The sequence below is a fragment of the Kaistella treverensis genome (genome assembly GCF_900114045.1).
In the GTDB taxonomy this organism is placed as follows: Bacteria; Bacteroidota; Bacteroidia; order Flavobacteriales; family Weeksellaceae; genus Kaistella; species Kaistella treverensis.
The window spans coordinates 404641-426005 of sequence record NZ_FORQ01000001.1 but is presented as its reverse complement, the minus strand read 5'-3'; the positions used below and the strand labels follow the sequence as shown (position 1 = coordinate 426005).

The window sequence follows — 21365 nt, the reverse complement described above, 5'->3', positions numbered from 1 at the left end:
GAAAGCACAAAATTACGAATTTTAGCCCTTTTTTAGCAGTTTTTTAAGTAAATCTTTAGGAGAATTTTCGATCATTGCGTACTGCTGAAGTTCGGCGCCGAAACTTTTAAAAAACACTTCCAAACCACGGATATTGCCACCCATAAAATCAAAGGATTGTTTTGCGATATTTTCCTGCAAAAGTGAATCAACCAAAAACGAAGCGCCGTTTTCCGCTTTCAAATTTTCGTCATTCACCAAACCTAAAAGCGAAAGTTTTTCTCCTGTAGAAATTAGGATTGCGAGACTTATAATTTGATTTTCTTTGAAGGCTCCGACAATTTTAAGCAAATTAGATTTTTCCAAAAATTTCAGATAATTAATGAATTTCCTTAAATCCCTTTTCTTGGGTAAACCTTTAAAATTATGCTGTACAAATGGCAAATTTTCCTCAAATGGAATTTCTTTTAAAACCAGATTTTTTGCCATTTTAACCGCCGATTTTCTGCCTTTGAAATATTTTTTTCGAAGCTTTTGATAATCGGATTTTGGAATAAAATAATTTTTCTTTTGCGCTAAATCTGAATTAAATTCATTTGAATGATGAAAAGCGTAATAAATAATTTTGTAATTTTTGGTCAAATAAAGGCGGAATTTTTCTTCAATATCCGCGTCAAAACGCGGCCCCGAAATCCCAAGTTGCTGGCAGAAAAGCGGAATGATGACAAATTTAAAACTGTATTTTTTCTTCACCGGAACGGGCATCACAAAGTCGTAATCACCAAAAACCAAAAGATCCCAACTTTCGCAAAGCTGGTTTAGAACAGAAGATTCTGCGTAAAAATTTTGCTGAACGGAATTTTGTAAAGTATTTTGATATTTCTCAAAATCAATTTCCGAATGCTGAAGCTTTTTAATCATAATAAATTTTCATCAGCAAAACTGAGGTAGGAATTCTGCGCAAGAATCAGGTGATCCAGCAGCTGGATATTGAGAATTTTACCGGCTTCAGCGATCTGTTTTGTAATTTTTAAATCTTCCTGACTCGGCTTCAGATTTCCGGACGGATGATTGTGTGCAACAACTAAACCGGTAGCAAAATGCTCCAAAGCAGTTTTAAAAAGTATCCGAATATCAACCACAGATTGGTTAATTCCTCCTGACGACAACCTGCTTTTTGTGATAATTCTGTTATTTTGATTAAGGAAAACTGCCCAGAATTCTTCAGTCTGTAAATCTGACAAAAAAGGCGCTAAAATTTTGTAAGTTTCCTGGCTGTTTGTAATCTGGATTTTTTCCGGAACTTCCTGCGCGGCGCGGCGTCGTCCGATTTCCAGCGCGGCTACAATCGAAATGGCTTTTGCTTCGCCAACACCTTTGAATTTGGTAAGATCTGAAATCTGTAAAAGGGATAAGTTATGCCAGTTATTTCCGACTGAATTGAGTATTTTTCGGGCTAATTCTACTGCTGAATCTTCGCGGTTTCCGCTGCCCATAATGATTGCCAATAACTCCGCGTCAGAAAGCGAATTTTTACCTTTCAGCAAAAATTTTTCGCGCGGTCGGTCGTCTTCAGCCAGTAATTTAATGGACATTTACAGCTCATTTACAAATTGAATTTAAAATTAAGAAAATAAAATTTAATTCAATTTTAAAGACCCTGAATTATCATGCCGTCTTTCATCACCAGTTTTCGGTCGGTTGTATCTGCAAGATGTGTGTTGTGTGTTACGATAACAAAGGTTTGATGATATTTGTCGCGCAAATCGAAAAAAAGTTGGTGCAAATCATCCGCATTTTTGGAGTCGAGATTTCCGGTCGGTTCATCCGCAAAAATAATTTTCGGCGAATTGATGAGCGCGCGCGCCACAGCGGTTCTTTGCGCTTCACCACCCGACATTTCGTTCGGTTTATGGTGAATCCGGTGCGCGATATTTAAATCTTCAAATAAAGAATAGGCTTTTTTCAGCGATTCTTTTTCGTTTTTTCCGGCAATTCTGGTTGGTAAAAGTACGTTTTCCAGCGCTGTAAATTCCGGTAAAAGTTGATGAAACTGGAAGACAAAACCAATGTTCTGGTTTCGGAAGCTCGACAGCTGGCGGTCGTTCATATTGATGAAAGACTGGCCCGCCAAATCGATCTGTGTATCGAATTTTTTTGGTGTGGTCGGTTTATCCAAAGTTCCTAAAATCTGCAAAAGTGTAGATTTTCCGGCACCGGATTCACCAACAATTGAAATAACTTCACCTTCTTCAATGTGCAGGTCTACCCCTTTCAAAACTTCCAAATCGCCGTACGATTTATGAATATTACGCGCTTTAATCATGGTTTCAAAAATACTAAAAAATAAGGTAAAATAGCCGGTAAAAAATGTAGTTGTGCTATAAAAAAAGTCCTTACCATAAGGAAAGGACTTTTATTTATTTTAGAAAATTATTAGAGCAACAACGTTAACGGTTGTTCCAGATAAGTTCTTAAAGTCTGTAAGAATTCGGCACCGGTTGCGCCGTCTACTACTCTGTGGTCGCAGGCTAATGATAATTTCATCACATTTCCGACCACGATCTGACCGTATTTTACTATTGGTTTTTCAACAATTGCACCTACAGAAAGAATTGCAGAATTCGGTTGGTTGATAATCGACGTGAACGTTTCAATACCAAACATTCCAAGATTAGAAATTGAGAAAGTAGAACCTTCCATTTCATTGGCTTTCAAACCTTTAGATTTTGCTCTGCCTGCCATATCTTTCACCGCCGCAGAAATCTGGTTGTAGTTCATCTGGTCCGCGTTTTTCAAAACAGGAACTACCAAGCCATCTGGAATTGCCACCGCAACACCAACATTAATGTTTCCGTGGTGGATGATTTTATCGTCTCTCCAGGTAGAATTTACCTGCGGATGTTTTCTTAAAGCAATCGCTGTTGCTTTAATAATCATATCATTAAATGAAATCTTCGTGTTTGGCAGAGAATTTATTTCTTTGCGTGCAACAATCGCTTTATCCATATTGATTTCCACAATCAGATAATAATGTGGCGCTGTAAATTTGCTTTCTGCAAGTCGTTTCGCGATAATATTCCGAACCTGGGAGTTTGGTGTTTCGGAATCTTCGCCCTGAACAAAATTCATTGGAGCCGGCGCCGCAGCTTCTGAATTTTTCGGTGCTGAAACGGCATTTTTTTCCGATTTAGCTGCCGATGTTTCAGGCTGATAATTTTCAATATCTTTTTTGACAATTCTGCCGTTTTCACCGCTACCTTTTAAAGACTGCACATCAATTCCTTTGTCTTCCGCCATTTTTTTGGCTAAAGGTGAAATCGCAAGTCTTTCAGTGGAAGAATTTTCTGCAGATGGTGTTTCAGTTTTTTCTTGAGAAGTTTCAGCTGTTGCTGAAGTTTCTGTTGCTGCAGGTTTTGATGCAGAATTTTTTGCACCGCCCAAAGTTAGGCCGGAAACATCGGTTCCCGCAGGTCCGATAATTGCTAAAACGGTATCTACCGGACTTGCTTCACCTTCAGCAACGCTAGCGTAAAGCAAAGTTCCTTTCACTTCAGACTCAAAATCCTGAACTGCTTTATCGGTTTCAATTTCAGCTAGAACATCACCTTCTTTTACTTCATCACCTACTTTAAAGTGCCATTTTGCCACTTTACCTTCGGTCATTGTATCAGAAAGTCTTGGCATTGTAATGACTTCCACACCAGCCGGAATTTCTGCTGTTGTTTCTTCAATGCTGCTGGATTCGTTTTCCGTTTTATGTTCTTCGTCTATTTTCTGTTCTTCTTTTTTCTCAGAAACACCTTCATCTAACATTCCACCTTTCAGTTGAGAAATGTCTTCGCCCTGCTCACCAATTATGGCTAAAACAGAATCTACAGGTGAGGAACCGCCTTCTTCGGTTCCCACGTAAAGCAGCGTTCCGTTAAATTCTGATTCAAAATCCTGTACGGCTTTATCGGTTTCAATTTCGGCCAGGATATCTCCTTCTTTGACTGCATCACCTACTTTCTTGTGCCATTTCGCCACCTTACCGTCGGTCATTGTATCAGAAAGACGGGGCATTGTAATTACTTCTGCCATAATTAAAAAATTGTTTTATATTAAAATGAAGACGAGCTTTAAAAGAAAATAACCGGGTTATTTGGCAAAAAAACTCAAATCTTCAAATTGATTTAGTTATTTTCAAGCTTGTTCAGGAACGGATAATCTTCCTGTGCGTAGACATAATCGTAGATTTTAGATTCATCCGGATAAGGTGACTGCTCCATAAATTCTACACATTCTTCCACAAAATCTTTCGATTTTTCATCGAGCGCCGCCAACTCATCTTCGGTCGCCCAGTTTTGTGATAAAATTTTATGTTTTACGATTTCAATTGGATCGTCTTTTTTGTTTTCCGCAACTTCTTCCTTGCTTCTGTAAGGTTCCGCATCAGACATCGAGTGACCTCTGAAACGGTAAGTTCTGGCTTCAATGAAAGTTGGGCCGTCGCCACGTCTTGCTCTTTCAATCGCTTCATAAGCAGCTTCTGCCACTTTTTCAGGATCCATTGCGTCTACTGGTAAACACGGCATTTCGTAACCTAAACCTAATTTATAAATATCTTCGTGGTTCGCGGTTCTTTTAACCGAAGTTCCCATTGCATACTGGTTATTTTCAACCACAAAAACCACAGGTAATTTCCAGTTCATCGCCATATTGAAAGTTTCGTGAAGTGAACCCTGACGCGCCGCACCATCGCCGAAGAAACAGATGTTTACTCCACCTGTTTCAAAATATTTATCTGCGAAAGCAATACCTGCACCTAGTGGAATCTGACCGCCGACAATACCATGACCGCCGTAAAATCTTTTTTCTTTGCTGAAAACGTGCATTGAGCCGCCCATTCCACCTGAAGTTCCCGTTGCTTTACCACAAAGTTCTGCAAGAATTCTTTTCGGGTCTACGCCCATCGCCATCGGGTGAATGTGGCAACGGTACGCCGTGATCATGCTGTCTTTGGACAAATCCATGGCGTGGGTAAAACCGGCTGGAATCGCTTCCTGACCGTTATATAAATGTAAAAAACCTCTGATTTTCTGTTTGAGATAGAGTGACCGGCATTTGTCTTCAAATCTTCTCCACATCGTCATGTCTTCATACCACTGCAGGTAGACTTCTTTCGAAAATTCTTTCATGTGTTGATTTTGCTATTTTAATAGGCACCTCACCTTTCGGCTTGTGTTGGTTATAAATATTCAGCAAAAATAATAAAAAACTTTGTCTTTATAGGTAGCATAGCAGGACAATTGTCAGGTTTTAGTTATTTAAAAATATTACTTTTGGTCACATAAAAATATTTATGACAGAATCTTCCACGAAAACTTCAGAACGCGTTTCCAAATGGCTTTCGAATTTTTTCAATCCGATGAATTCTCTGGTCATTTATTTCGTTTTATTCAGCATTAAAAATTTAGGTTTAAAGGAAGCTTTCCAAAATTTTTTACCGATTTTTTTTCTGATAATTGCCCCAATTTCCGGCTGGATTTTCTGGAAAGTGAAAAGCGGAGAATTTTCAGATACTGATGTTTCCGACCGGCATCAACGCAAGAACTTATATTTCTTTATCGCCTGCGCCATCATCATTTATTTAATGTACGTTTTCTTCCGTTTCGAGCGTGTAGATTGGGTGCTGTTTTTCCTTTTGATTTTGCTGATAATTTTGCAGATCAGCAATTATTTCATAAAAAGCTCCATGCATACCGCTTTAAATGTTTTTGTCGCTGCGCTGATGTTCACTTTAGATCCGTTGCTTGGCGCTGGTTGGATCATCATTACAGCGGCAGTTGCGGTTAGCAGAGTTGTTTTAAAAAGACACACGTGGGCCGAAGTAATTTCGGGCGCGGTAATCGCCACTGCAATTTCTTTTATTTACCTTTATGTCCAGATTCAATTAACCTAAAAAAATCATGAAAATTAGCGAATTAACTGCCGGCGAAGAACAACTGATGAATGTCTTGTGGAAACTACATTCGGCTTATATGCGGGAAATAATTGAATCTTATCCCGAACCGAAACCGCATCCAAACACCATTTCCACCTTTCTGAAAATTTTACTTGAAAAAGAATTTGTTTCCTCAACACGTGAAGGCAGGGTTTTCAGATATTCGGTAGCAGTTCCGTTCGAAGAATACAGGAAATTTAAGCTTCAGATTTTTCTGGCGCATTACTGCGAAAATTCCGCAAAAAACCTGCTGAAAATGATGTTCAAAGAAAACTTAATTGCGCCCACCGATTTTCAGGATTTTTTTGAAGTAAAAACTACGCTTCATTCCACGCACAAAAAAGAAGAAAACGAATCCGAGATCAGCGATTTCATTGCGGAAATTACTGCGCCAAAAGCAAAAAAAACCGACAAAGAAGGCAAGAAAAAAAATAAAGCCGAGAAGAAGAAAAGCAAGAAAAAGAAAAAAGATAACTAAAAAATCTAATTTTTTACAACAAAAAATGCTGAACAAATTGAAGGATATTTTAGGAAAAACCGGTGCTGTATTTCAAAACTATGCTATGGTTTTGGTCATGGCATTCATTGCTGCCATTTCAATGATTTGTTTTGTAGAGTTAAACGCTCCGACGACTGAACCGACTTTTGAATTTCTAAAAGTAGCGCTGGTTTCAGCGTTGGGAATCTCGCTTTTTTTCGGGCTTAAAATGCTTTCGCAAAGAATTGGGCGCGAACTGGTTTTACAGTTAATCGGCATTTTAGTTCTGGTCGTTATTTACTTTATTTTACCTGCTCGAGAAAAAGATTTTACCGAAGTTTACGCGTTTGTGCTGATTCCGGTTTTCCTGCTCTCACATCTTTTGGTGTCTTTCGTAGCGTTCATCGGAAAAAATAAAGAGCTGAATTTTTGGCAGTATAACAAGAATCTTTTCATCAATACTTTTCTGACAGGCATATTTACCGGCGTTCTAACGGGCGGAGTTTTATTGGCAATTTTGGCGGTCGACCAGCTTTTCGATTTCAATTTCGACGACCATTATTACAGTTACATTTTTACTTTTTTTTCCATCTTCGGAAGCTGTTTTATTTTCCTGCTTTTTAATGAAAAAGGCTTGCAATATTTAGAGCGCAATGGTGATTTTCCGGTTGTGCTGAAATTTTTCACGCAGTACATTCTCATCCCGCTCTTAATTATATACGCAATAATCTTATACTTCTATTCCGCGAAAATCCTTATCAACTGGGAATTGCCACGCGGTTGGGTTTCCTATTTAATCCTTGCTTATTCCGTAGTTGGAATTTTTGCAATTCTGCTCGTGCATCCATTAAAAGAAAATTCTGCGAAATCATGGGTAAAAATGTTTTCGAAAATATTTTATTACACGCTGATTCCTTTAATTATATTGCTTTTCACCGCAATTTTTACCAGAATTTTAGAGTACGGCTACACCGAACCAAGATATTTCGTTCTGATTATCGCGCTTTGGCTTACGTCAGTTGTATTTTACTTTATTTTTATTTCGCGCCCGACAGTTAAATTCGTACCGATAAGTTTGTTCGCATTTGGTTTATTTGCTTTAATCTTTCCTTATTTTAATGCTTTTTCAACGGCAAAACGCAGTCAGAAAGCCGAGCTGATTAATGTTTTAGCGAAAAATAAACTGCTGAAAAACGGCACCATCGATTTTAACAAAAAAACTAATAATTCCGTCGCCGCTGACATCGCAGATAAATTCGATTTTCTCGCAAAACGACATGAAGGTGAATTTTTACAGACTTTGGTAAAGGGTGATCTTCAAAGAAACCTTGCAGAATATATCAAAAAAGGCAATTTGTATGAGATCAATGGCCTCGTCAGAGCAGATTTTACAAATATAAGCTACGATGCGTCCAGCGTCACCGTTGAAGCTACACAAAGAAACAGAACGCTTATCTCAAAAAATAATCAGATTGCCATCAGCGGCTACCAATACCTTTTCAAAGCGTATACTTACAGAGAAAATTCCTTTAATTTCGAGGGAAATAAGCTGGAACTAAACTTGAGTAAAAACCAATTTCAATCTGAATTTTTCCTGGTTTTCAACGGGCAGAAAATTGATCTGTTGCCGGAGGTCCGCCAGCTTTTTGCTAAAAATCCCGGAATGGGAGAAGCTCGCATTGCTGATTTAAACATCACCAAAAAAATCGACGGTTACGAATTCAGAATTATTTTTGGTAATTTGGTCCAAATAACCAATAATGAAAATAAAAAAGTGTTCAGCACGAATGCTGAATCTGTTTTAATTTTAGTGAAGAAAAACTAAAAGCTCTGGTTTTCGGATTTCGGTAAAACCGAAAAAAACCTCGGTTTTAGGCCAAAAAAAAGCGACTTTAAAAAGTCGCTTATGTTTATAAAGGTAAATCTTACCAGTTAGAACCGCCACGGCTTGAACCACCGTATCCGCTTCCACCACCACGATTTCCACCTCCGTAACCACCACCGCCAGAACGGTTGTTGTCAAAGCTTCTTCTTGGTTTGTCTTCTCTTGGCTTAGCTTCAGAAATGTTAAGTTCTTTACCATCCAATTCTTTCCCGTTTAGAGCTTCGATAGCGTTTTTGCCATCTTCGTCGCTCATCTCTACGAAACCAAATCCTCTTGATCTCCCAGTTTCTCTGTCCGTAATGATTTTGGCAGACTGTACGTCACCAAATTCTGAAAATAAATCTTGCAACGACTGTTCTTGTGTTGCGTAGTTAATGTTTGAAACAAAAATGTTCATCTTAAAAAAAAATTAATTATTAATACTGTTGAAATTATAGTTGAAAGTCAACAATTGATGAACAAAAATTGATTTCAGGATATAAAAACGGTTGCAAGATACAATATTTTATTACATATGCAATTATTTTTGCGTTTATTTTAATCAACTTCTTTTCCTGTGCTGGCTTCTAAAAGCCAAAACCAGTCTTCGCGGCTCAGCTCCAAATCCAGAGATTCTTTAAGCTCCACGATTTTTTCCGCGCGCGAACTTCCGATTACAGGCAGTATCCGCGCCGGATGTTTCAAAATAAACGCCAGTAAAATTTGGTTTTCTTCAGCATTATATTTTTCACAAAGTTGCGACAGCACTTTTTTAATTCTCAAATTTTGGTCGGTTTTGCCGGTAAAAAAATTTCCCAGGACAGACCACGCCATTGGCTGCAGATTTTTCAGCATCATTTGGTCTAATGTTCCGTCGCAAAATGCTTTTGTTTCGTTTATCGAAATTTCAACCTGGTTTGTAATTAAAGGAAAAGCGTCGTTTATCAAATCAAACTGCGACGGTGAAAAATTGGAAACTCCGAAATGTTTCACTTTTTTTTCTTCGCGCAAAATTGAAAAAGCTTCTGCGATTTCGGTCGGATTCATTAATGGTGACGGCCGGTGTAGCAAAAGAACATCCAGAAAATCGGTTTTCAGATTTTCTAAACTGTTGTCTATTGACTTTAAAATATGTTCTTTTGAATAATTATAAGATTTCAACCTAAAATCGCGGTTTTTGCACGGCATTTCGATTCCGCATTTTGAAATGAACTGCACGGTGTCGCGGTCGATTTTCATTTCTGAAAAAGCCTCGCCGAAAAGTTTTTCGGTCGTATAATCGCCGTAAATATCGGCGTGATCGAAAGTCGTGAGATTTTCTGCGAGCGAAGTTTCGATGAGATTTTGCACGTCGCGCGTGGAATGATTGGCGCCCCAAATTCCCCAGCGCATGGTTCCTATGATAATTGGAGAAAAATTCATGAGTACAATTTAGAAAAATTTGCCGCTTTAAGGCGATTTTTTTTGGTTTTGAATATTGCTGTTTGAAAGCTTTTTTAATTTCTGAAAAAATGCCCGTTTTAAGGCGGTTTATTTTCTTTGAAAAATTTTGTGCTAAATGGCGGTTTTTTTTGCGGTTTTGTTAAAAGTAAAAAATCTAAGGAAATAGCAGGTAATTTTATATAAACTAAAATGTTTCATGCGCGGTGCGACCCGACTTGAGTGGAGCTCTTTTTGGCGCGCGCGCGAAGCGCGCGCCCCAAAAAAGCGGGAACGGAAGGCGGAAAAGTCGCCCAAAAAAAATAAATAATTTGCCATTGAAACACCGAAAAAATTTGTTTTTAAAAGCTTAACGGTAATATAATAAAAACTTTGTAACCTTTCTGCACTTCTCAGCGTATAATCTATTGCAGTCCTAAAGTGGACACTATTTACTACATGAGACAATTAAAAATTACCAAACAGGTTACCAACAGAGAAACCGCTTCGCTTGACAAGTATTTGCAGGAAATTGGAAAAGTTGATTTGATAACGGCCGATGAAGAAGTAGAATTGGCACAAAAAATCCGCGCCGGCGACCGTGTGGCGCTGGAAAAACTGATAAAAGCCAACTTGCGTTTCGTGGTTTCTGTTTCTAAACAATACCAAAATCAGGGTCTTTCCCTACCCGATTTGATTAACGAAGGGAATCTCGGTTTGATGAAAGCCGCGAAAAGATACGATGAAACCAGAGGTTTTAAATTTATTTCCTACGCGGTGTGGTGGATTCGCCAATCGATTTTACAGGCGCTTGCGGAACAGTCCAGAATTGTACGTTTGCCGTTGAATAAAATTGGTTCGATTAACAAAATCAACAAAGCGTATGCGCACCTTGAGCAGGAGAATGAAAGACCGCCGTCACCGGAAGAATTAGCGGAAGTGCTGGACATGAGCGAAGACGACATTAAGGAATCAATGAAAAATTCCGGGCGACATTTATCGATGGACGCGCCGCTTGTGGAAGGTGAAGATTCTAATTTATATGACGTTTTGCGTTCCGGTGAATCACCAAGTCCGGATAAAGATTTGATGTTGGAATCTCTTCAGATTGAAATCGAAAGAGCTTTGCAGACATTAACGCCACGTGAAGCCGATCTTGTCCGACTTTATTTCGGTTTGAATGGAAAACATCCGATGACTTTGGAAGAAATCGGTGAAACTTTCGACCTTACAAGAGAACGCGTTCGCCAGATAAAAGAAAAAGCCATCAAAAGACTGAAACACAATACCAGAAGCAAGATTTTGAAATCTTATTTAGGTAAATAAAATTCTTAGTTAAAATAGAAAAGGAACTCAATTGAGTTCCTTTTTTTTATGAAGTCTGAAAATTTTTCCTTGCCAGTTCCTTTCGGACGCGGCTTAAACTTTCCGGCGTAATTCCCAAATAACTTGCAACCATCCATTGCGGTACGCGCTGCAAAATATCCGGATACATTTTTATGAAAGTCATATAGCGTTCTTCCGCAGTGTCGGCCAGCAAAGAATTTACGCGGTTTTGCAGATTGCGGATGTGTTTTTGCAAAAGCAAATCGTTATTTTCTGCGGTTTGCGGAAATTTCTCCATCATGCGCGTGAAAAAATCATTGTTAAGCAACAAAACCTTTGAATCTTCGGCAGCGTCGATGTAATAATTTGATTTTTCATTAAAGTACAGCGAACTTCGGTCAGAAATCAGCCAGGTTTCCGGCGCAAACTGTATGATGTGTTCCTTACCGTTTCTGTCGATAGAATACATGCGCAGCAAACCTTTTTCCACAAAATACGTTTCGCGGCAAACGTCGCCCGGCTGCAGCAAAACTTCATTTTTAGCCACATTTTTCACCGAATAATGCGCGCTGCAGGGATCCATTAAATCTTTCGGTACTTCTAAAACCTCAGAAAGATAAGTTGTAATATTATTCATCGGTTAAACTAAACTTAAAGAAATATTGCTGTGCGATGCGTTTTTCACCGCTTTCCCATTTTCTAAAACAATAATTTGTGGACTTTGATGCGTAACATCCAGATCGTCAGCAATTTTATTCGAAATCGGACGGTATTTTATTAAATCCAAAAAATAATACGTTGCATCTTTGTCCGAAGCTTTCACTTCCGATTCGAAATTGCTTAAAACTCTTTTACTGATTTGGCACCGTGTGGAATGTTTGAAAATTACCACTTTTTTATCGTTGGATTCTGCAATTGCTTTATCTAAATCTTCTTCGGACTGAATATTTTTCCAAAACGTATCTGAAGAATTTGCGGAACTGTCGCTGCTAAATATTTTATCAAAAAAACTCATAATTCAAAAATTTTAATTCGTAAAAATATGCCGCTATTTACCAGTTTTTTTCTTTTTTTAACTGGTCGATGTGGGCAAAATGATGGTCACAATGCCACGCGCAGAAAGCGAGATTTTCTCTTAAACTGATGCTTTTATTTTGACCCGGATGAAAAAACGTGCTTTCAAATTCTTTGTTGGTTAAGGATTTCAGCTCATAAACCCAACGTTTGTGTACGCCTTTCAGCGTTTGGATCGCAGGTTTAATTTCAATGCTGAAACTGTCCTGAAGTTCCGCCCACTGCTGTTCGTCGTATGGTTTTATGGTCGGATTTTCCTCTGTTAAAGCCAGTTTGAAGCGCATGTAACTGTTCATGCTGCTGTCCGCAAGATGATTAATTACCTGCCGGACTTTCCAGCCGCCTTCGCGGTATTGCGTATCCAGTTGCTCATCCGTCCACGACTCCACCACGTTTTTTAGCTTGTTCGGAAAGTCTTTTAAACTCTTGATATAGCCATCGATCTGCTGGTCAGAAATTTCCGAAGGTTCCGGAAATCTGCCGATTGGATATTTTTTTTGTTCAATATTGTCCATTTTAATTCTTCAGTTAGACTATTTGGCGCAGCCAGAGAATTGGCGGGCGATTTGTGTTTAGTTCTGTAAATTTACTACAAAAAATACGGAATCGCTTCTGATTTACAAAATTTAAGAAATATGAAAAAAGCCCTGATTATAGTTGATGTTCAAAACGATTTTTGCGACGGTGGCGCGCTTGCGGTACCCGGCGCTAATGAAATAATTCCGTACATCAACCTTCTGATGCAGGATAATGAATATGACGAAATTGTCCTCACCCAGGATTGGCATCCCGCAGACCATAAAAGTTTCGCCTCCAACAACGGAAAAAAAGTGGGGGAAACCATTATTTTAAATGGCATTCCGCAATTTATGTGGCCCGACCATTGCGTGCAGGGAACGCACGGCGCGGATTTTCACCCGGATTTAAACCGCGAAAAAGTGACGCATATTGTCCGGAAAGGAACCAATGCTGAATTCGACAGTTACAGCGGTTTCCAGGACAATAATCATTTTGTAAAAACCGGCCTTGATGATTTTCTCAAATATCACGACATCGAGTTGGTAGAAATCGTTGGACTGGCGCTGGATTATTGCGTAAAGTTTACGTGTCTGGACGCGGCGCAATTAGGTTATGTCACGTGTCTTCATTTTAACGGAACGCGCGCGGTGAATGTAAAACCGGATAATGGTAAAGATGCCATTTTCGAAATGCTGCAAAACACGGTGACGGTTTTAGGCTAAAAATTAATTAAAAAATTTCCCCTTCGAAGGGGATTTTTTTTCGTTTTACTGAATTAAATATTATTTTTAGCAAAATTAAAATTTGAAAAATTTCCTCCTTTTTGCCGGTTTTTTTTTGCTGACGTCGTGTGTTTCGGTGAAGAAATTTAATGAAGGATTAGAGAAGCCTGTTTCCGCTGAAAAGCTAAAAGCAGACGTGGATTTTGCGCAGCATCAGCTGGAAAAACTGCATCCGAAACTGTATTGGTACATCAGCAAAGAAGACTTGGATTTTAAATTTGACAGTTTAAAAACAACCATCAATAAACCTTTAAAACCGAACGAATTTTACCAGAAGCTTGCGCCGGTCATCGCTGATATTCGAGAGGGTCATCTCCGTTTATATTCCGCTGAAAAACGCTTGACCAAAAAAGAAATCCGTGATCTGAAAAAGCAAAAAGGTTTGCTTTCGCGCTATAATTTTGTGGTCGATGATAACCGTGTTTTCGTAAAAGACAATCCGGATAAACTTCCAAATATGAAAGTCGGAAGCGAAATTATCAGCATTAAAGATATTCCCGTAAAAAATTTAATTGAAAAATATAAACCTTTTGTAAATAGCGACGGTTTCAACACCACTTTTCAAAAATATTCCATGGCGCGGCGCTGGCCGACATTTTTTACCGAAGAATTCGGGATTTTAGACAGCGTAAAAGTTGAAACATTATTTGAAAATCAAAAAAATACATTTTATCTGCGCCGCGAAAAAATAACCGAAAAAGAGCTGAAAAGCAAGGAAAAGCAGGAGAAAAAACTCACCAAAAGCGATTCGGGAAAAACCAAAGATTATAATATCATCACCAAAAGTTTCAACCGAGATCTGCAGTTTCCGCAGAAAGATTCTGCGGTTGCGTACATGAAAATCAAAACTTTTTCAGGCACCTATTCGCGGAAATTTTACCGCCAGAGTTTTGCTGTTTTAAAAAAATCACCGGCAAAATATTTAATCTTAGACATCCGCGATAATTTGGGCGGCTCGCTGGCAGAAATCAATAACCTTTATTCCTACTTGGTTTCCGAGAATTTTCAGTTTATCAATGATATTGAAGTTACATCGCGCGCTTCGATGTTGCAGGCAGATTATTTCCGCGAATTCCCAACTTTGCTGAAACCGCTTGCGGTTTTAGTTTATCCGTTTTATTTTGTGGGTTCGGCGCTTTCGGTGAAAAAAGAAAACGACGGTTTTTTCCTGAAGAATAACGGATTTTTCTCCATAAGAAAACCAAAAAAAGACCGTTTTACCGGCAAAATTTATATTCTGATCAACGGCAGCAGTTTTTCCGCCTCGTCGATCATCGCTTCGAAATTAAAAAATGATCAACGCGCTTTTTTGGTTGGTGAAGAAACCGGCGGCGCAAATGACGGCACCGTTGCCGGAAGATATTCTACGAAAAAACTGCCGAACAGCAAGCTAAAACTGCCGATTGGATTGATGCTCATTCAGCCGGATATCGATTTTACTTTTACAAAAAAAGGCGTGGTTCCGGATGAAAAAATTCTGCCCACTTTAGAGCAAATTTTTCAGAAAAAAGATATTCAGCTTCAATGGGTTTTTAATGACATCAAGAAAGCAGAAACAAAAAAAACTCCTAAATAAGGAGTTTTTTTTTATTTTTAATTATAGTGTTCAACATTAAGAATTTCGATTTTCTTATCGCCATCTTTAAATGGCCACGTAATTACATCGCCAACTTTATTTCCTACTGTTGCAAGCGCTATCGGCGATAAAATGGAATATTTTCCCTTTTTTACTTTTTCTTTGCTCGTCTGCACAAAAAGGAATTTTTCCTCTTCTTCGGTTTCTATATCTTTCACCGTAATCGCGCGGTTTACCGTTACAACGTCTTCGGGCAACTCGCGGCGGCGCACCTGTTTTGCATATCTCAGCTGGTTTAAAAGAATTTCTTCTTCTTCGATGGTTGTGCCTTTTCTGCGTAAATGTTCTTTAATTAAGTCGTAAATACCTGTGGTTAAAATGATTTGTTCGGACATGTTGATTTCTTTTCTAAATTTAATTCTTGAATACCAAAGCTGATTCAGGCAGAAACAAAATTATTGGTTTGATTTTCTGCGTAAGCATTCAAAATTGATGAATTGAGTATTTAATTTTGGAAGTTCCCTGCCCTGAACCGCGACAGGGAGGATTATATAAACTCTTTAGAATTTTTAAGAAATTTGTCGTCAAGCAGATAGCACAAAAATGACGACTTTACATCGTCTGAAAATTTCTCCAAAAAAAGGTAAACTAACGTCATTTTTGTTTCTACTGAAAAGCAAAGATAGGACTTATATATTAGATTTACAAACAGTTACATTTTACCATTGCTAAATATTTATTTGCCGCTAAAAGCAGTAAATTTTTCATTTTTTCTAAAATTCGAAAATAAAACCGAAATATGGTAACGGTGTAGAACCGTCGTTTTCACCGGTTTGAAGCAAATAATACTGTTCGTTTTGTGACGCTTCCGGATTGGCGATAATTCCGTTGTTATTAGCGTCGCGCTGTAAATTCACGACCGGCAAACGGCTCGGGCTTTTTGATCCATAAGCGTTTACAACATCAATGTACGCTGTAAATTGCCATTTACTGAAAATCCATTTCTTTTCAGCGCGCAAATCCAGCTGATGCGAAAGATTTCCGCGTTGAGAATTTAACTGGTTAAAATCCTGCAACGGACCATTGGAAATATTCCAGATACTCACCAAAGCGCTGCGCTGCAAATCATACGGCGTTTCCGGCAAACCGGATTGCAAACGGAAGCGCGCGCCCAGGTTCCAGTTTCGGTTGAAATATTTTCCGGCGGTAAGCGCCAAAATATGTCGCGAATCCCAGCTCGACGGCAACAGATTTCCTTCACCATTCGAAAACTTCGAGTAACCAAAAGTGTACGCCATGATTCCGTAAAAATTATTAACCGTTCTTTTTTGAACCAAAAATTCCAAACCATAAGTTTCACCAAAACCGCGTGAATCCAGCGGCTCATTTCCAACTACGCCAAAACCTCCGCCGACATTTGCCAAAGAAATTTCGTTACGGAGCGAAAACGGATAATTTTTGTATTTTTTAAAATAACCTTCCACCGTAAAGCGTAGATTATCGTCACCGTTATATTCCACACCACCCACCAAATGGGAGTTTCTGATGTATTTTAAAGTATTTTTATTAATGAATTCACCATTTTCTTCATATCCAAGCGACGTGTACGCCGGAAGCTGGTAGAAAATTCCGGTGTTGAAGTTCAGGGAAACTTTTGGCGTAAGTTTATAACTTAATGAAAAACGTGGGGAAAACTGGTCTAAAGGGTTGTTTGTTTCATCGGAATAATTGCTCGCATCAATCCGAAAACCTCCCGAAAGCTGCAGGCGGTCGCTGAAAAATCTTTTCGAAGTTTGCGCATACAAACCATATTGCACAATATTAAGCTCAGAAAAAATTTCATCAAAATTTACAGCATTTTGCGTCACATTTTTTATGGTTGAATTGTTAAAATATTTCGCAAAATTCACGTTCGTTCCAGCGCTGAATTTATAATCATTCAAAGAAAAATTGCGGTCAAAACGCACTTTATTTTCGCTTTCCTGAGATTTATAATCATAAAGCAAGTTTTCTGGAACTTCAATATTTCGGTAATATTTTAAAGCTTGATTATCGAGCATATTTCGGCTTGCGGTCAAAAGCCAGTTTCCATTTTCGGCAAGGTGACGGTAGCCCGCGCCAAAAGTATAATTCCATTGTGGTGAAACCGGAAGCTGCTCAATCAAAGTTAGATTTGATAAAGTATTTTCCGCATTTTCATTAAATTTAAAGCTGTCTTTTGCGCCTAAACCCAGGAAAAACAATTCATCACCGGATTTGAATTTTTTAGCGACTTTGAAAGTGGCGTCGTAATAACTTGGCAAAAACGGTAAACCGATGGCTTTGAACAAAAGCTGCAAATTGGATTTTCTTACGCTGAAAAGTCCGGTCCAGGATTGATCTTTCGAAAGCGGACCGTCGGCCATCAGTTGCATATCGTCCAAACCGATCACGGCTTTGTAACCCAATTTATCCTTTCGCGCCTGCTTCAAATTGAATTCAAACAGCGACGACAATACGCCGTTTCGTGCAGCCGGAAAAGCACCGCTGTAGAAATCTACATCTTTTACAAAATCGATAGTGATGATGCCACGCGGACCGCCGGAAGCGCCTTGCGTTTGAAAGTGGTTGATTACGGGAACTTCAATACCGTCGATGTAAAATTTATTTTCAGAAGAACTTCCACCGCGGATAAATAAATCATTTCTGAAAGTAGCAGTGCTTCCAACACCGGGAAAACTTAAAATCGCTTTGGAAACATCTCGCGTTGAACCGGCATTTTTCTGCACTTCTTCACTCGTAATATTTCGCAGGGAAAGCGGACTTTCTGCTGTGGTCTTGTATTGTTTTTTGGTGACAACAACTTCGTCGATTTTTTGCGCGACTTTATTTAAACCAATTGAATACGTTAAATTTTGGTTCGGAAGAATATTAATGTCCTTTAAAAAGCCGGTTTCATAATTCGCGGAGCGAATTTCAAAAGTATAATTTCCGGACGGAAGATCGCTCACCGCAATATTTCCCTCACCGGTAAATGTGCGCCCATCGTTTGAAATCGAAACTATAGCTGGAAGTGCTTTTTTGCTGAACTCATCGTATACGTTGATGTTGATGCCTCCGGTTTGCGCCGAAAAAGCGACTGACACGGCGATTAAAAAAAAGGAAAAGAGAAACTTCATAAAATTTTTTTGGTAAAATTACAATAAGCGCCCCGAAAATAGGACGCTTACATTAAAAACTAACTACAAAAACACTATAATGAAACTAAAACTAATTTTTTCAGACCAGTAAAAACGGAAAAATCAAGTCTTTTAAAGGCAAATTTTTCCAATTTTTTTAATGGCATTTTTCTCATAATTTGGTTTTTCAAATATAGTACATTTACTTACTAAATAATACACGTTAGTATAAATTAATACTATTTATATTATCGATGAAAAAAATACCGTTTTCAACAAAAAAAACCTTGCAAGGTCTGCAAGGTTAATTAGTTACTATTTTTTTATAACTTAAAGTAGTTTTTCGTCTACAAAGTTTGGCAGCGTAACTTTCAGATTCGGTTCCATTTCCATCGCACGCTTAATTGCAAAAACAGCTCCGTCATTTCTGGCCCAGCTGCGACGCGCGATTCCGTTGTTGACATCCCAGAAAAGCATGGATTTTAAACGCCGTTCAGCATCTGGGCTCCCGTCCAGCAACATCCCGAAACCACCATTTATAACTTCGCCCCAGCCAACTCCACCGCCGTTATGGATAGAAACCCATGTCGCGCCTCGGAAACTGTCGCCGATTACATTTTGAATCGCCATGTCTGCCGTGTAACGCGAACCATCATAGATATTCGAAGTTTCGCGGTACGGAGAATCGGTACCTGAAACATCGTGGTGATCACGACCTAAAATTATTGGGCCTATTTCTCCTTTTTTTATGGAATTATTAAAAGCTTCCGCGATTTTCATGCGACCTTCAGCATCAGCATAAAGAATTCGCGCCTGCGAACCGACAACCAATTTATTTTGCTGCGCGCCTTTAATCCACGTTATATTATCATGCATTTGCTGCTGAATTTCTGCCGGCGAATTTTTCATAATTTTTTCTAAAACCTCGCAGGCAATCTCATCGGTTTTTGCTAAATCTTCCGGTTTTCCGCTTGCGCAAACCCAACGAAACGGCCCGAAACCATAATCAAAACACATCGGTCCCATAATATCCTGCACATAACTCGGATATTTAAATTCTCGCCCCAGACTCCGGATTTCCGACATCACATCAGCGCCTGCTCTGCTCGCTTCCAACAAAAATGCATTTCCATAATCGAAAAAGTAGGTGCCGTTATCGGTGTGCTTATTTATTGCCGCAGCGTGTCGTCGTAAACTTTCGCGAACTTTTTCCTTAAATATTTCGGGCTTTTCTGCCATCATTTTATTGGCTTCCTGGAATGAAATTCCGACCGGATAATAACCGCCAGCCCACGGATTGTGAAGAGAAGTTTGATCAGAACCGATGTCAATTTTTAGCCCTTCTAAGTCGAATTTTTCCCAAACTTCTACCACATTTCCAAGATAGGCGAGCGAAACCGTTTCCTTATTTTGCTGTGCTTTTCGAACTCTTTCAACCAAATCATCAAGATTTTCATGAATTTCATCAACCCATTTCTGCTCGTGCCGGATTTTGGCAATTTTTGGATTCACCTCGGCACAAACTGTTATACAGCCTGCAATATTTCCGGCTTTTGGCTGTGCGCCGGACATTCCGCCCAAACCGGAAGTCAAAAAGATTCCACCTTTCGGCGATTTTTTTATTTTTCTGAAAGCATTTAAAACTGTAATCGTGGTGCCGTGTACAATTCCCTGCGGACCGATGTACATAAAACTTCCGGCAGTCATCTGGCCATATTGCGAAACACCTAAAGCATTGAATTTTTCCCAATCGTCGGGTTTTGAATAATTTGGAATCACCATTCCGTTGGTGACCACGACGCGCGGCGCATCTTTATTACTCGGAAATAATCCCATCGGATGTCCGGAATACATTGCCAAAGTCTGCTCATCCGACATCTCCGAAAGATATTTCATGGTCAAAAGGTATTGCGCCCAATTTTGAAAAACCGCGCCATTTCCACCATAGGTAATCAGCTCATGCGGATGTTGCGCCACGGCATAATCGAGGTTATTTTGAATCATCAGCATAATGGCTTTTGCCTGCTCAGATTTTCCGGGATAATCGGCGATATTTCGTGCTTTCATTTCATATTCCGGACGAAAACGAAACATATAAATGCGGCCGAAATCTTCCAGCTCCTGACGGAATTCCGACAACAGTTCGGCGTGAAATTTCGGATCAAAATAGCGCAAGGCGTTTTTCAGCGCCAGTATTTTTTCTTCGGAAGTTAAAATATCTTTGCGTTTCGGCGCGTGGTTTATTGCTGGATTATAAGGTTTTGGCTGTGGTAAAAAATCAGGAATTCCCTGCTGGATTTCTTCTTGAAAAGTCATGGTTTTGTTTTTCGAAATTTATGGTTTTTTCTGTTTTTAAAGATATTCAAATTAAGAAATACAAAGCAAATTTCCATCTTTGCATTAAAAAACCTTGCTTTGCAGCAAGGTTTTTAATTTTAGCCTAAAAGGTCTTCGTTGGTTTCTTCGTGATTGTCTTCATTATCGCTGAGGCTGTAAAAATTGTTTTCTTCGTCCTCCGAACCGATTTGTTCCATTGCGTCGTCTGCTGCGCTTCCCGGTACGTCCAAATCGTCGCCTAGGCGCTCTACATCCGGTTGTTCGTTAAGCATTGGATTTCCGTCGCCATCAAGCGGAACATGTTCTTCCTGATTAAAAATATCCTTTTCCGGACTGTAATTCATTTGTTTTAACTTTTCATTTTGTTCTTCGATATTGTCTGAAAGTCCCATAATTTTATAATTTTTTGGTTGATGTTTGATGCTTTTTTTTAAAAATCACTCCTTTTATATAATAGCTCTTAATTAATCATCGTCCAGTTCTCGGTTTTTATTATTTTCCCAGGCGTCATTGTATGCTTTTTGCTGGTTTTCCCAGGAATCCGGCGGAACGGCGTTTTCCGCAACTTTGCGATTTCGGTTATCAACTATGCTTTTTAATTTTCGTTCTTCCTCGGTAAGCAATCTTCGCTCATTTATTGGTAATCCGCTTTCTATAGATTTTTCGGTGTCTTCCGGAAGGTTTTTATTATTTTCCATGACTTCGGTTTTGTAATTAATGAAATACTGAATACGCAATTGAAGTGCAATTATTAAGCCTTGCCGAAAATTTAATTTTATAAAATTTCAAAATTTAATTTTAACCTAGAAACAGTCAAAAGTTTAAAATGAAAAATTTGCCCTTAAAAGCGGCAAAAAACTGAAATTT

Annotated in this window: 21 protein-coding genes; 6 read left to right on the top strand and 15 right to left on the bottom strand. The window is 38.9% G+C overall.

The window, feature by feature from the left end:
• Window positions 1-21: 21 nt before the first annotated feature.
• The 5 genes from BMZ55_RS02110 to pdhA form a co-directional block, all read right to left on the bottom strand.
• Window positions 22-900 (bottom strand): hypothetical protein, encoded by an 879-nt coding sequence (locus tag BMZ55_RS02110; protein ID WP_089818230.1) that lies wholly within the window; start codon window positions 898-900, stop codon window positions 22-24.
• Window positions 897-1574, bottom strand: coding sequence for a RadC family protein (radC, locus tag BMZ55_RS02105; protein ID WP_089818227.1), 678 nt, complete (start codon window positions 1572-1574; stop codon window positions 897-899). The genes BMZ55_RS02110 and radC overlap by 4 nt, the downstream gene beginning before the upstream one ends.
• A 56-nt stretch (window positions 1575-1630) precedes the next feature.
• Window positions 1631-2305 (bottom strand): ABC transporter ATP-binding protein, encoded by a 675-nt coding sequence (locus BMZ55_RS02100; RefSeq protein ID WP_089818225.1) that lies wholly within the window; start codon window positions 2303-2305, stop codon window positions 1631-1633.
• A 110-nt stretch (window positions 2306-2415) separates the two neighbouring features.
• On the bottom strand, window positions 2416-4062 hold the full coding sequence (locus BMZ55_RS02095; RefSeq protein WP_089818223.1) for a 2-oxo acid dehydrogenase subunit E2: 1647 nt from the start codon (window positions 4060-4062) through the stop codon (window positions 2416-2418).
• 92 nt (window positions 4063-4154) lie between these two features.
• Complete coding sequence (gene pdhA / locus BMZ55_RS02090) at window positions 4155-5159, bottom strand: pyruvate dehydrogenase (acetyl-transferring) E1 component subunit alpha (protein WP_089818221.1); 1005 nt, start codon at window positions 5157-5159, stop codon at window positions 4155-4157.
• A 164-nt stretch (window positions 5160-5323) separates the two neighbouring features.
• On the opposite strand from pdhA, the gene BMZ55_RS02085 reads away from it, so the two are divergent.
• Genes BMZ55_RS02085 through BMZ55_RS02075 form a run of 3 tightly spaced genes read left to right on the top strand, consistent with a single transcriptional unit; the run spans window position 5324 to window position 8268 of the window.
• Window positions 5324-5923, top strand: a complete 600-nt coding sequence (locus BMZ55_RS02085) for a phosphatase PAP2 family protein (RefSeq protein WP_089818219.1) — start codon at window positions 5324-5326, stop codon at window positions 5921-5923.
• 7 nt (window positions 5924-5930) lie between these two features.
• Window positions 5931-6443, top strand: coding sequence for a BlaI/MecI/CopY family transcriptional regulator (locus tag BMZ55_RS02080; RefSeq protein ID WP_089818217.1), 513 nt, complete (start codon window positions 5931-5933; stop codon window positions 6441-6443).
• A gap of 25 nt (window positions 6444-6468) precedes the next feature.
• Window positions 6469-8268 (top strand): DUF4153 domain-containing protein, encoded by a 1800-nt coding sequence (locus BMZ55_RS02075; protein ID WP_089818216.1) that lies wholly within the window; start codon window positions 6469-6471, stop codon window positions 8266-8268.
• A gap of 100 nt (window positions 8269-8368) precedes the next feature.
• Here the strand turns inward: BMZ55_RS02075 and BMZ55_RS02070 are convergent, their stop codons facing one another.
• Together BMZ55_RS02070 and BMZ55_RS02065 are read right to left on the bottom strand one after the other, a co-directional pair.
• Window positions 8369-8725 (bottom strand): RNA recognition motif domain-containing protein, encoded by a 357-nt coding sequence (locus tag BMZ55_RS02070; RefSeq protein ID WP_039344707.1) that lies wholly within the window; start codon window positions 8723-8725, stop codon window positions 8369-8371.
• 140 nt (window positions 8726-8865) lie between these two features.
• Window positions 8866-9729 carry an aldo/keto reductase gene (locus BMZ55_RS02065; RefSeq protein WP_089818214.1) on the bottom strand — a complete coding sequence of 288 codons (864 nt, stop codon included), beginning with the start codon at window positions 9727-9729 and terminating at the stop codon, window positions 8866-8868.
• A 456-nt stretch (window positions 9730-10185) separates the two neighbouring features.
• On the opposite strand from BMZ55_RS02065, the gene BMZ55_RS02055 reads away from it, so the two are divergent.
• Window positions 10186-11052 carry a sigma-70 family RNA polymerase sigma factor gene (locus tag BMZ55_RS02055; protein ID WP_039344711.1) on the top strand — a complete coding sequence of 289 codons (867 nt, stop codon included), beginning with the start codon at window positions 10186-10188 and terminating at the stop codon, window positions 11050-11052.
• A 46-nt stretch (window positions 11053-11098) separates the two neighbouring features.
• On the opposite strand, the gene BMZ55_RS02050 is transcribed toward BMZ55_RS02055, so the two are convergent.
• Genes BMZ55_RS02050 through BMZ55_RS02040 form a run of 3 tightly spaced genes read right to left on the bottom strand, consistent with a single transcriptional unit; the run spans window position 11099 to window position 12641 of the window.
• Window positions 11099-11689: a Crp/Fnr family transcriptional regulator gene (locus BMZ55_RS02050; protein ID WP_089818210.1), complete on the bottom strand. Its 591-nt coding sequence runs from the start codon at window positions 11687-11689 to the stop codon at window positions 11099-11101.
• Window positions 11690-11692: 3 nt separating this feature from the next.
• Window positions 11693-12067: a bacillithiol system redox-active protein YtxJ gene (ytxJ, locus tag BMZ55_RS02045; protein WP_039344719.1), complete on the bottom strand. Its 375-nt coding sequence runs from the start codon at window positions 12065-12067 to the stop codon at window positions 11693-11695.
• 37 nt (window positions 12068-12104) lie between these two features.
• Complete coding sequence (locus tag BMZ55_RS02040) at window positions 12105-12641, bottom strand: YfiT family bacillithiol transferase (protein WP_089818208.1); 537 nt, start codon at window positions 12639-12641, stop codon at window positions 12105-12107.
• Between the two features lie 120 nt (window positions 12642-12761).
• Between BMZ55_RS02040 and pncA the strand changes: the two genes are divergently transcribed.
• Window positions 12762-13367 carry a bifunctional nicotinamidase/pyrazinamidase gene (pncA, locus tag BMZ55_RS02035; RefSeq protein WP_089818206.1) on the top strand — a complete coding sequence of 202 codons (606 nt, stop codon included), beginning with the start codon at window positions 12762-12764 and terminating at the stop codon, window positions 13365-13367.
• Window positions 13368-13449: 82 nt separating this feature from the next.
• Window positions 13450-15003 carry a S41 family peptidase gene (locus BMZ55_RS02030; protein ID WP_089818205.1) on the top strand — a complete coding sequence of 518 codons (1554 nt, stop codon included), beginning with the start codon at window positions 13450-13452 and terminating at the stop codon, window positions 15001-15003.
• Window positions 15004-15020: 17 nt separating this feature from the next.
• On the opposite strand, the gene BMZ55_RS02025 is transcribed toward BMZ55_RS02030, so the two are convergent.
• The 5 genes from BMZ55_RS02025 to BMZ55_RS02005 form a co-directional block, all read right to left on the bottom strand.
• On the bottom strand, window positions 15021-15398 hold the full coding sequence (locus BMZ55_RS02025) for a GreA/GreB family elongation factor (protein WP_089818203.1): 378 nt from the start codon (window positions 15396-15398) through the stop codon (window positions 15021-15023).
• Between the two features lie 378 nt (window positions 15399-15776).
• Complete coding sequence (locus tag BMZ55_RS02020; protein WP_089818201.1) at window positions 15777-18161, bottom strand: TonB-dependent receptor; 2385 nt, start codon at window positions 18159-18161, stop codon at window positions 15777-15779.
• Window positions 18162-18491: 330 nt separating this feature from the next.
• Window positions 18492-20477, bottom strand: a complete 1986-nt coding sequence (locus BMZ55_RS02015) for a urocanate hydratase (protein ID WP_089818200.1) — start codon at window positions 20475-20477, stop codon at window positions 18492-18494.
• 119 nt (window positions 20478-20596) lie between these two features.
• Entirely contained in the window at window positions 20597-20890 is a 294-nt protein-coding gene (locus tag BMZ55_RS02010) for a hypothetical protein (RefSeq protein WP_089818198.1), read from the bottom strand.
• A gap of 72 nt (window positions 20891-20962) precedes the next feature.
• The gene (locus BMZ55_RS02005) at window positions 20963-21196 is read right to left on the bottom strand and encodes a hypothetical protein (protein WP_039344743.1); all 234 of its coding nucleotides are present in this window, start codon (window positions 21194-21196) and stop codon (window positions 20963-20965) included.
• Between the last annotated feature and the right edge of the window lie 169 nt (window positions 21197-21365).

Excerpts from the sequence above, each read along its gene's own strand:
- BMZ55_RS02085 (WP_089818219.1), top strand. The coding sequence starts at position 5,324 with ATGACAGAATCTTCCACGAAAACTTCAGAACGCGTTTCCAAATGGCTT.
- pdhA (WP_089818221.1), bottom strand. The coding sequence starts at position 5,159 with ATGAAAGAATTTTCGAAAGAAGTCTACCTGCAGTGGTATGAAGACATG.
- pncA (WP_089818206.1), top strand. The coding sequence starts at position 12,762 with ATGAAAAAAGCCCTGATTATAGTTGATGTTCAAAACGATTTTTGCGAC.
- BMZ55_RS02040 (WP_089818208.1), bottom strand. The coding sequence starts at position 12,641 with ATGGACAATATTGAACAAAAAAAATATCCAATCGGCAGATTTCCGGAA.
- BMZ55_RS02050 (WP_089818210.1), bottom strand. The coding sequence starts at position 11,689 with ATGAATAATATTACAACTTATCTTTCTGAGGTTTTAGAAGTACCGAAA.
- radC (WP_089818227.1), bottom strand. The coding sequence starts at position 1,574 with ATGTCCATTAAATTACTGGCTGAAGACGACCGACCGCGCGAAAAATTT.
- BMZ55_RS02065 (WP_089818214.1), bottom strand. The coding sequence starts at position 9,729 with ATGAATTTTTCTCCAATTATCATAGGAACCATGCGCTGGGGAATTTGG.
- BMZ55_RS02055 (WP_039344711.1), top strand. The coding sequence starts at position 10,186 with ATGAGACAATTAAAAATTACCAAACAGGTTACCAACAGAGAAACCGCT.
- BMZ55_RS02110 (WP_089818230.1), bottom strand. The coding sequence starts at position 900 with ATGATTAAAAAGCTTCAGCATTCGGAAATTGATTTTGAGAAATATCAA.
- BMZ55_RS02005 (WP_039344743.1), bottom strand. The coding sequence starts at position 21,196 with ATGGAAAATAATAAAAACCTTCCGGAAGACACCGAAAAATCTATAGAA.
- BMZ55_RS02020 (WP_089818201.1), bottom strand. The coding sequence starts at position 18,161 with ATGAAGTTTCTCTTTTCCTTTTTTTTAATCGCCGTGTCAGTCGCTTTT.
- BMZ55_RS02010 (WP_089818198.1), bottom strand. The coding sequence starts at position 20,890 with ATGGGACTTTCAGACAATATCGAAGAACAAAATGAAAAGTTAAAACAA.
- BMZ55_RS02080 (WP_089818217.1), top strand. The coding sequence starts at position 5,931 with ATGAAAATTAGCGAATTAACTGCCGGCGAAGAACAACTGATGAATGTC.
- BMZ55_RS02070 (WP_039344707.1), bottom strand. The coding sequence starts at position 8,725 with ATGAACATTTTTGTTTCAAACATTAACTACGCAACACAAGAACAGTCG.
- BMZ55_RS02015 (WP_089818200.1), bottom strand. The coding sequence starts at position 20,477 with ATGACTTTTCAAGAAGAAATCCAGCAGGGAATTCCTGATTTTTTACCA.
- BMZ55_RS02075 (WP_089818216.1), top strand. The coding sequence starts at position 6,469 with ATGCTGAACAAATTGAAGGATATTTTAGGAAAAACCGGTGCTGTATTT.
- BMZ55_RS02025 (WP_089818203.1), bottom strand. The coding sequence starts at position 15,398 with ATGTCCGAACAAATCATTTTAACCACAGGTATTTACGACTTAATTAAA.
- BMZ55_RS02100 (WP_089818225.1), bottom strand. The coding sequence starts at position 2,305 with ATGATTAAAGCGCGTAATATTCATAAATCGTACGGCGATTTGGAAGTT.
- BMZ55_RS02095 (WP_089818223.1), bottom strand. The coding sequence starts at position 4,062 with ATGGCAGAAGTAATTACAATGCCCCGTCTTTCTGATACAATGACCGAC.
- ytxJ (WP_039344719.1), bottom strand. The coding sequence starts at position 12,067 with ATGAGTTTTTTTGATAAAATATTTAGCAGCGACAGTTCCGCAAATTCT.